The sequence below is a fragment of the Candidatus Accumulibacter phosphatis genome (assembly GCF_012939955.1).
GTDB lineage: Bacteria > Pseudomonadota > Gammaproteobacteria > Burkholderiales > Rhodocyclaceae > Accumulibacter > Accumulibacter delftensis.
Window position 1 is genome coordinate 1 of record NZ_SPMY01000144.1, and the last position, 545, is coordinate 545.

Annotated in this window: 1 pseudogene; it reads right to left on the reverse strand. The window is 50.1% G+C overall.

Annotated features, from left to right (window positions below):
* Positions 1 to 66: 66 nt before the first annotated feature.
* Positions 67 to 545: pseudogene (locus E4Q23_RS23165) on the reverse strand (DNA-binding protein); the annotation flags it as partial.

Below are 545 nucleotides of genomic sequence, written 5' to 3' on the forward strand. Positions count from 1 at the left end.
TCGATCAGTAGGCGCATTATTCTTTTTGGCTATGCATCGTAAGGATGGATCCCGAAGTTGAGCAGCCTAAAAAATAATAACCGCTAGCGCGAACCGATCCTGATGCTCAGGTTCGGCAATGTGCTTATTCTGGAATTCAGGAGCAGTGTATTCAGGGGTCGTTTGTGGTGCCGAAAAAGCTCGACCAGGCATATTTACATGGAACCCATCGCAATCGAGTACCGCAACATAAAGTTCCTGACGATACAAGCGGAGATTGACGGGTTTCAGATCGACTATTCGATGGCCCTTATCGTGAATTGCGCTTACGACCCCCGCAAGATTGGCTGCGACTGTGATGCGCGCTCCCAAATCTGATCGCAGACTCTTCTGCCCCGCCATCTTTGGTACTAGGATGCACTCCAGAGACTCGGTCTTGTTGAAATCAAGCGTCGGCATCGCGAATCCGACGAAATTTCCCGAGACATCTCTCGCCATAGCAAATGGCCAAGACAGCTGAATTATTCCCGCTGCCGACGATGGCAATGACGGCACATTCTGCAATA